General features: G+C 72.2%; 10 protein-coding genes and 1 tRNA gene. 9 read left to right on the top strand and 2 right to left on the bottom strand.

Annotated elements, in window-relative coordinates:
• Positions 1-370 (top strand): hypothetical protein (locus GSY69_RS03360; protein WP_202410774.1); only part of this gene is annotated, 370 nt, incomplete at its 5' end.
• Here the strand turns inward: GSY69_RS03360 and GSY69_RS03355 are convergent.
• Complete coding sequence (locus GSY69_RS03355) at positions 351-857, bottom strand: thioesterase family protein (RefSeq protein ID WP_160952472.1); 507 nt, start codon at positions 855-857, stop codon at positions 351-353. The two genes, GSY69_RS03360 and GSY69_RS03355, sit on opposite strands and share 20 nt — an antisense overlap.
• Before the next feature lie 182 nt (positions 858-1039).
• On the bottom strand, positions 1040-1597 hold the full coding sequence (locus GSY69_RS14420; RefSeq protein WP_235936245.1) for a C40 family peptidase: 558 nt from the start codon (positions 1595-1597) through the stop codon (positions 1040-1042).
• Between the two features lie 469 nt (positions 1598-2066).
• Between GSY69_RS14420 and GSY69_RS03345 the strand changes: the two genes are divergently transcribed.
• From GSY69_RS03345 to GSY69_RS03320, 8 genes are all read left to right on the top strand, one after another.
• Positions 2067-2139: transfer RNA gene (locus GSY69_RS03345), tRNA-Asn, on the top strand.
• Positions 2140-2320: 181 nt separating this feature from the next.
• The gene (locus GSY69_RS03340; RefSeq protein WP_160952470.1) at positions 2321-2830 is read left to right on the top strand and encodes a GNAT family N-acetyltransferase; all 510 of its coding nucleotides are present in this window, start codon (positions 2321-2323) and stop codon (positions 2828-2830) included.
• A gap of 242 nt (positions 2831-3072) precedes the next feature.
• Positions 3073-3396: an MFS transporter gene (locus GSY69_RS14110; protein ID WP_202410773.1), complete on the top strand. Its 324-nt coding sequence runs from the start codon at positions 3073-3075 to the stop codon at positions 3394-3396.
• A gap of 75 nt (positions 3397-3471) precedes the next feature.
• Positions 3472-4446 carry an MFS transporter gene (locus GSY69_RS03335; protein WP_202410772.1) on the top strand — a complete coding sequence of 325 codons (975 nt, stop codon included), beginning with the start codon at positions 3472-3474 and terminating at the stop codon, positions 4444-4446.
• Positions 4447-4775: 329 nt separating this feature from the next.
• A complete protein-coding gene (locus GSY69_RS03330; RefSeq protein WP_160952469.1) occupies positions 4776-5750 on the top strand; it encodes an amidohydrolase family protein in 975 nt (324 codons plus the stop codon).
• 46 nt (positions 5751-5796) lie between these two features.
• Positions 5797-6477: a DMT family transporter gene (locus GSY69_RS03325; RefSeq protein ID WP_328698748.1), complete on the top strand. Its 681-nt coding sequence runs from the start codon at positions 5797-5799 to the stop codon at positions 6475-6477.
• Positions 6423-6704, top strand: a complete 282-nt coding sequence (locus GSY69_RS14415) for a DMT family protein (protein WP_235936244.1) — start codon at positions 6423-6425, stop codon at positions 6702-6704. Before GSY69_RS03325 ends, GSY69_RS14415 begins: the two co-directional genes overlap by 55 nt.
• A gap of 4 nt (positions 6705-6708) precedes the next feature.
• On the top strand, positions 6709-7962 hold the full coding sequence (locus GSY69_RS03320; protein WP_328698747.1) for a glycosyltransferase: 1254 nt from the start codon (positions 6709-6711) through the stop codon (positions 7960-7962).
• Positions 7963-8072 lie beyond the last annotated feature (110 nt).

Here is an 8072-nt window from a genome sequence, read left to right as displayed (position 1 = left end):
CGCGGCGGCGCCGGAGGGACGGGGCGCGCAGGTGCGCTCGAGCCCGCTCGCCGCGGCCGGCGCGCTGGCCTCGGCGCGGGCGGGACGCTCCGTGGTGCTGCGCATGGCCGCGGAGGGCACCGGACCCGTCACCGAGCCGGCCGACGCGCACGCGCCTGGGCGCGCCGCGGCGGCGGGGGAGCGGGACGAGAGCCTGACGGCCCACGTCGCCGCGATGCGCGCGGCGCTGCGCGCCGGGCAGCAGCGCACCGCCGGAGCCGCGTGGAGCTGGGGCAGCGAGCCGCGCGGCAGCTGGGCGGTGGTCGCCGACGACGGCGATGCCGCGGCGGCCCGGGCCGTGGCTCAGGTGCTCAGCCGCGCACGCCCATGACGCCGCACAGGGGCGGCTCCCAGGCTAGGCCCGCGTGCTCGGCGGCGCTGGCGTCGAGCCGTTCCCGCAGGTCTGCCGGCACCGGTGCCGCGCTGCGCGCGCGCAGGTCCACATGGACGAGGACCGTCTCGAAGACCATCGCAAGGCGGTCGTGGGCGGGGTCGAGGACGAACGCGAGGAGGTGGATGGCCTTCGAGCTCACGCCCACGAGGCGCACGTGGGCGGTGAGGCGCTGGCCCGCGTGGAGCTCGGAGTAGTAGCTCAGGTGCTGTTCGGCGGTGAAGACGCCCAGGCCGCGCTCATCGCGGTAGGACTGCGCGAGCCCCAGGTCGTTCATGAAGGCCGTCACCGCGTCCGAGGACACGTCAAGGTAGTGCGCGATATTCATGTGGCCGTTGACGTCGATCCACTCATCCGGCACGGCGCGGTCCACGAGGATGGGCAGTTCGGCGACCTGCGCGAAGGCGGGAACGGGCGAGGCGGGCATGGGGGCTCCTGGGTGGCGGCGGGCAGCGGCGGGGGAGTGCGTGCGGGGCGGCGGTGCGGTCGGAGCGGGGTGCGGATCCGGGGCGTGGATCCGGGGCGGCGGGAAACGCGAAGCCGGCCCGCGCCCTGCTGTGCAGAGGCGGGGCCGGCTTCGCGTGCGCCCGGAGCTGGGGCGCCGGAGGCTCAGGTCAGGCGGATGAACCGCGCGCCCTGGGCGACCATCCATGCATAGGAGCGCTCGGTGGTGTTGGTGCGGTGACCGCCCGCGTCGAACATCTTGCCCTTCTTGTTGGACTTGATGGCGACGTGGCCGGGGCTCCAGATGAGGTCGCCGGCCTTCGCGTTCTTCGCGGAGACGCGGTGGCCCTTGCTCTTCTGGCCCGACGAGGAGTGGGGCAGCTTGATGCCGTTCTTGCCGTAGACGTAGCGGGTGAAGCCCGAGCAGTCCCAGCCCTTGCGGGTGGTGCCGCCGTAGCGGTACTTCACGTGCAGGTTCTTGCGGGCGGTCTTGACGATCGCTGCGCGCTTGGCGGCGGCGCTCGACTTCTTCTTCGAAGACTTCTTCTTGGAGGCCTTCTTCTTGGACGAGTGCTTCTTGGGCGAGCTCTTCTTGTGGTGCGAGGAGCTGTGGCTCGAGGAGCCGCCCAGGCTCACCGCCGAAGCGCTGGTGGCGGTGAGGGTGCCGCCGGAGGCGACGACAGCTGCGATGAGGGCAGCCGCGCTGGCAGACCTGAACTTCATGTACTTCCCCTTGGATCGTTGGGCGCAGGGCTGGGAAAGGAAGGGGGCCCTGTCGCTGTGGTCAAACGGTCGAACTGCGCCGGGTGAGCGCGAATCCTGTGCGCTCATCACGAAGCGCTCACCGAGTATGACACAGACATTGCGGTTCTGAATCAATTTCACCCTCGCGTGATCCTCCCGTGACCTCGAGGTGGGGTAAACCCCCAGGCCAGGGCCGATATTGGGGCTTCGGGGAAATGTTTCAACACGGACGTGTCTCACGTCCTGCGTGCGGGCTGCAGGGGGCTGCGCGGGTTTGCGGCGGGGTGTGGGTGCGCGTCGCGGCGAGGTGTCGGCGGCATGACGTGAGGGGAGTGCCAGAGGGGCACGTTGGGGGATTGCCACGAGAGCGGGGCGCCGGTAGCGGCCGGCGATTTGCCGGCCGGTCGCAGGTGCGTTAGAGTTCTTACTCGCGTGCATGGCACGTTCTTCCTCCGTAGCTCAGTTGGCAGAGCATTCGACTGTTAATCGAAGGGTCGCTGGTTCGAGCCCAGCCGGGGGAGCGCACTCGAAGGGCCCCAGACGAGAGTCTGGGGCCCTTCGCCGTGGCAAGGGGGCCGTCGGGCGTGCGGCCCGCCACGCGCCGCCGAGCGCTGCGGGAACGCAGCCGAACACCTCAGGAACGCTGGAATGCGGTGCGGCCGCAGGCGATGGGCCGAGCACCGCACCGGGAAGGAGCGCCCCATGGGCGACGACCTCACGATCGGTCCGGAGACCGCCGCGCAGCGCGACGGCGTGCGGGAGCTGCTGCTGGCGGCCTTTCCCGGCCCCGAGGAGGCGGAGCTCGTCGACGCGCTGCGCACGGACGAGGCGTGGATCCCGCAGCTGGCGATGGCCGGCGCCGAGCCCACCGGGCGCGTGGTGGGCTGCGCGCTGCTGACGCGCTGCTGGATCGACGACTCGACGGCGCTGTGCCTGGCGCCGTGCGCGGTCCTGCCGGGGCGCCAGAACACGGGCGTCGGCAGCACCGTGACCCGCGCGGCCCTGGAAGCGGCCCGGGCGAGCGGAGGGGACGCGGTCGTGGTCCTGGGCCACCCGCAGTACTACCCGCGCTTCGGGTTCGAGCGCGCGAGCGCGCACGGCATCTGGCTGCGGACGCCGGTGCCCGACGACGCGCTCATGGCACTCAGCCTGCAGGGCGGGCCCCTGCCACGCGGGCGCATCCGCTACGCGGCGCCGTTCGGCGATCTGTGAGCGACGGCGAGCGGATGCAGCAGCCAGACTGGTGATGGAGCGACTGTTCGAGCATCCGGCTCGGCAGCCGGTGTGAGCCCCGCCGAACCGCCGCAGGGCCTCGTACTACAGGGCCTCGTCCTGGATGAGCGGTTCCCCTCACTCGAGGGCGAGGACATGTCCGCACCGACCCCCGCACAGCCCGAACCGCCTGAGGGTACCGCGTGCAGCAGGCCGGACTCTCCTGCGAGCGAGGACCGAGGATGAGCGTCCGCCGCGACTTCCGGCTGCCGTGGATGGGCGACACGGTCTCCGTGTTCGGCAACGCGTTTGCGGCCTTCGCGATCCCGCTCATCGCCGTCCAGCTGCTGCATGCCGGGGCTCTCCAGATGGGCATTCTCTCCGCCCTCGAAACCGCGGCGTTCCTCCTCATCAGCCTCCCCGCCGGCGCGTGGGTCGACCGGATGCGCAAGAAGCGCGTGATCGTCGTGGGCGACCTGCTGCGCGCCGGCCTCCTGCTGACCGTTCCCCTCGCTTGGGCGGCAGGCGTGGTCACGGTTTTCTTCGACATCGCGAACCAGTCCTAGCTGCCGGATATCGTCGAAGCCGACTGGCTGGGAACGGCCAATGGCAGGCTGCAGGCGAGCCAGCAGACGGCGGCGGTGGCGGGCCCGTCGCTGGCCTCAGGCCTCATCGGCCTCCTCGGCGGCCCGCTGACCGTGGGCGCCACGAGCGTGTACATGGCGCTCTCCAGCCTCTTCGTGAGCCGTATCCGCCACCGGGAGGACACCCCCTCGGCCGCCGGGCGCCCGCGCCTCGTCGCGGAGATCCGCGGGGGCCTCGCGTTCGTCCTCGGCCACCCGATCCTGCGGCGCATCATCCTGTGCACGGGGATGGCGAACTGCGCCGCCGCGGCGGCCTCCGCCCTGCTCGTCCTCCACGCGCTGGGGGCGCTGGGCCTCAGCCCATTCCAGCTCAGCCTCGTGATGGGCCGCGCGCTGGGCGGAGTCCTCGGCGCGCTGTCGGCGGGCTGGGCACAGCGAGTACTGGGCGAGGGGCGGGCGATCGCCGTGGCCGCAGACCTTGCGGGAGCCGCACCGCTCCTGCTGCCCGCGGCCTCGTGGCTGCCCCCGCTGCCCACGATGGTGGCCGCATGGAGCGCGATGTCCTGGGCGGCGGTGCTGTCCAACGTCACCCTGGTGAGCTTCCGCCAGCGGCTCTGCCCCAAGCCCCTGCTGGGGCGCATGAACGCGTCCATCCGCTTCCTTGTCTGGGGTCCGATGCCGCTGGGCGGGCTGGCGGCCGGTCTCCTGGGCCACGCGTGCGGCCTCGTGCCGACCCTGTGGATCTTCGCCGCGGTCGCCGTGTGCTCGGCCCTGCCGGTCCTCCTCTCGCCCCTGGCGAGCATGGCACCCTGCCCGCAGCGCTGGACGCGCTGGACGGGGACTGAGGCTCACCGGCGGACGCGGGGCGACTCCCCACGCTGCGCACGCTCGTCGCCACCGGCCGGCTCCACGGGACCGCCGGTGCGCGGGGCGCCCACCGCGGCCTGCACGATCGCGCCGATCCCAGCCCCCAGTGCCAGCAGGCCCAGCGGAAAGCAGACGGCGGGGATGACCGTGCCGAACACTCCGTAGAACCGCGCCAGCTCGGCCGAGGGCTGCAGCACTCCGAACTGCCCCTGGATCGCGAATGCCACCGCCAGGAGCGCGGCTCCGATCGCGAGCGCCCACACGGCGAACCTCGGCATCCTCCTCATGCCGTGAAGCATGCCACCGCTCCGGCCCGGCGACTACCCCCGCGCTCACGGCGCGCCCGCCTCCCCGAGCCTGCGCGGCTGGCCGTGCGCCCGCACCGCCGCCGAGGCGTAGGCTCAGCCCCGGCCACTCCGTCCGGAACGACCCGCCGGGGGAGTCCCAACCGCCTCCGGCTCACAGCCCGTCGTTCCTGCTGGAAGGATCCGCCAGTGGACAATCCGCGCCGCATCGACCTGCACCACCACATCGTCCCGCGCGACTACGCGCGCCTGCTGCGGGACAAGGGGGTGCGCCCCGGCGGCATCGACGTCCCGGAGTGGAGTACGGAGCGCTCCCGGCACCTCATGAAGCACAACGGCATCGAAACGGCCGTGCTCTCCGTGTCCACCCCCGGCGTCTGGTTCGGCGGCGCCGGTGAGGCGCGCCGCTGGGGGCGGCGAGTCAACGAGGAGGCCGCCCAGGTCCGTCACGACGACCCCGCGCACTTCGGGTTCTTCGCCACGCTCACGCTGCCCGACGTCGACGGCGCGATCGCCGAGGCCGCCTATGCGCTCGACGAGCTGGGTGCCGACGGCATCGTCCTGCTCGCCAACTCCGAGGGCCTGTACCTGGGCGATCCCGCCTTCGACCGGCTCCTCGCGTTCCTCCACGAGCGGCGCGCGGTGGTCTTCGTCCACCCCGGCGAGCTGCCCGCCGAGCCCGTGCCGGGCGTGCCCGCGTTCACCGCCGACTTCCTGCTCGACACGACCCGCACCGCGCTCAGCCTCATCCTCTCCGGGGCGCTCGAGCGCTACCCGGACATCCGCTTCGTCCTCGCCCACGCCGGGGGCTTCCTGCCCTACATCTCCTATCGCGTCATCCTCACCCTGGCCAACCGCGAGCCGAAGTGGAAGCAGGCCGCTCTGCTGCTGGACCGCGACCGGGCGGTGCGCCGCTACGGTGCGCTGCTGCAGCGATTCTGGTTCGATGTCGCGCTGAGCTCCACGCCCTCCGCCCTGCCCAGCCTGCTGCGGGTGGCGCTGGACACGCAGGTGGTCTATGGCTCGGACTTCCCGTTCGCGCCGGCGCCCGCGGTGGGCCTCATGCGCAGCGAGTTCGACGGCGCCGGCCTCGCCCAGCCGGTGAAGGAGGGCATCGACCGGCTCAACGCCCTGGCGCTGTTCCCGCGCCTCGCTGCCGCCTGAGGGTATCCGCAGAACGCCATTCAGGGCGCTCGCTACACTCGTGGGCGTGACCACACTCATCGCGATCGCCCTGGCGCTGGCCGCCGCCGTGGCGCTGGGGTACGGCGCAATGCTCCAGCACAGCGGTGTCGCCGACGACCACGACGATGCGAAGGCGTTCGGCATCACCGCCGTCTTCCGCCTGTTCCGGGAGCGCACGTGGGTGCTCGGCACGCTCGTCATGGGCCTGGGCATCGCCTGCAACGTCATCGCCCTGGCGATCGCGCCCGTCATGGTCGTCCAGCCGATCGGCGCCGCCTCCCTGCTCGTGTCCGTCCTGCTGGGCGTGCACTACCGGGGCCTGCGCGTGGGCAAGCGCGTGGGCACCTCCGTCATCGTGTGCGTGGCAGGCGTCGCGGTCTTCGTCGCCCTGTCCGCGCTCACGGCGCGGTCCGAGGTGCAGGACGGGCTGCGGGCGAACATCGTCTCGTGGGTGGGGCTCGGCATCTCCGCGCTCTTCCTCCTCACCATCCTCGTCTACCGCCGGCCGCGCCAGCTCGTCCTCGTGCTGGGCGCCGGCCTGCAGTTCGGCTGCGTGGCCACGAACGTCCACCTCGTCGCCGTCCAGTTCCTCCACGGCGGTTTCGGCGCCGTGAGCTGGCTGGCCGGGCGGCGCTCGTCACCGGCTCGGCCGTGGGCTCGTGGTTCGTCCAGGCCGCCTACGCGGCGGGGCCCCCGGAGACGGTGATCGCCGGGCTGACCGTCATCGACCCGATCTTCGCGGTCATCCTGGGCGCCGTCGTGCTGGGCGAGGCCTCCCATGCCCCCTGGTGGCTCGTAGTCGTGATGGCGGTCACGGGATTGGTTGCCTGCTGCGCGGTCGTTGTATTGTCCCGATATCATCCCGACGCGATAGCGCGGGAGCGCGAACGCAAGATGCGCCGTGCGGAGGACTCCGCCGCGCAGCACAACTGATCAGGTGAGCCAACTGACCGACTTCTCCGACAACCAGCGAGCAGCAGCCGGCACCGGCAGCGAACTGCGGCCGCGGCTGCGCATCTGCATTCCCGCCGAAACGTACGCCCCAGAGGTCAACGGCGCCGCGAAGTTCGCGGAGAACCTCGCCGCCGGCCTGTCCGCGCGCGGCCACGACGTCCACGTCATCGCGCCCTCGCCCACATGCCGCGCTCACGAGGCGATCGTCGACGGGGTCACGGTGCACTACGTGACCGCCCACCGCTGGTACTTCCACCCCTCCTGGACGATCTGCTTCCCATGGCAGGCCAAGCCGGAGCTCAGCGCGCTCTTCGATGAGATCCAACCCGATGTCGTCCACACGCAGGCCCACTTCGTCGTGGGGCGCTACGCGTTCACCGAGGCGGAGAAGCGCGGCATCCCCGTCGTCGCGACGAACCACTTCATGCCGGACAACGTCAAGCCCTACCTGCCGGTGCCCCCGCCCCTCGTCGGCGCGGCCACGCGCACCGTCTGGTGGGATCTGCGCCGCAAGTTCGAGCTGGCCGCCCACATCACCGTGCCCACCCAGCTCGCCGCGGACCTGCTCACCGCGCACGGCTTCGAGGCCCCCATCCAGGCGGTCTCCTGCGGCATCGACCTCTCCCGGTTCCACCCCGCCAGCGCGGCCGAGCGCGCCGCGGCGGGTGGGGCCGACCACCCCACGGTCCTCTTCGTCGGGCGGCTGAGCCGCGAGAAGCACATCGACGAGATCATCCGGGCCGTCGCCGCCATGGATCCCGCCGCGAACCTCCACGCGGAGATCGTGGGCGCCGGCGAGCAGCGCGGCCCCCTGGAGCAGCTTGCGCGCGAGCTGGGAGTCGCCGATCGCGTGCACCTGCTCGGCAAGGTCAGCGAGACCGGGCTCGTCGACGCCTACCGCCGCGCCACGTTCTTCTGCATGCCCAGCACCGCGGAGCTCCAGAGCATCGCGACACTCGAGGCCCTGGCGTCCGGCAAGCCCGTCGTGCTCGCGGATTCCGTGGCGCTGCCGCACCTGTGCCGCTCCGGGGCCAACGGCTACCTCATCGAGCCCAACAGCGTGGAGGGCTACACGCGGGCCTTCGAGGAACTGTGCGCCGCCTCGCCCGAGCGGCTCGCCGAGTTCAGCGCCGCCTCCCAGGAGGTGGCCGCGCTGCACGACATCGAGACCACGCTCGACACGTTCGAGGGCATCTACCGCCGCGTCATCGCCGAGCGCGCCGCGCGGGCGGCCTGAGCCGCACGGGGCTCCGCCCCCGGCGTGCGGTGCTCGGTCCCAGCGGACCGGGGGGAGGAGGCCTGCTTGGCGACCGGGGATAACCACCCCACCCGGGGAGAAGCCCCACT

It is taken from the genome of Brevibacterium rongguiense, assembly GCF_009857845.1.
GTDB lineage: Bacteria > Actinomycetota > Actinomycetes > Actinomycetales > Brevibacteriaceae > Brevibacterium > Brevibacterium rongguiense.
This window is presented reverse-complemented; position numbering and strand designations above follow the sequence as displayed.

Coding starts and splice junctions, on each gene's coding strand:
- GSY69_RS14420 (WP_235936245.1), bottom strand. CDS start 1,597: ATGAAGTTCAGGTCTGCCAGCGCGGCTGCCCTCATCGCAGCTGTCGTC.
- GSY69_RS14110 (WP_202410773.1), top strand. CDS start 3,073: ATGAGCGTCCGCCGCGACTTCCGGCTGCCGTGGATGGGCGACACGGTC.
- GSY69_RS03355 (WP_160952472.1), bottom strand. CDS start 857: ATGCCCGCCTCGCCCGTTCCCGCCTTCGCGCAGGTCGCCGAACTGCCC.
- GSY69_RS03340 (WP_160952470.1), top strand. CDS start 2,321: ATGGGCGACGACCTCACGATCGGTCCGGAGACCGCCGCGCAGCGCGAC.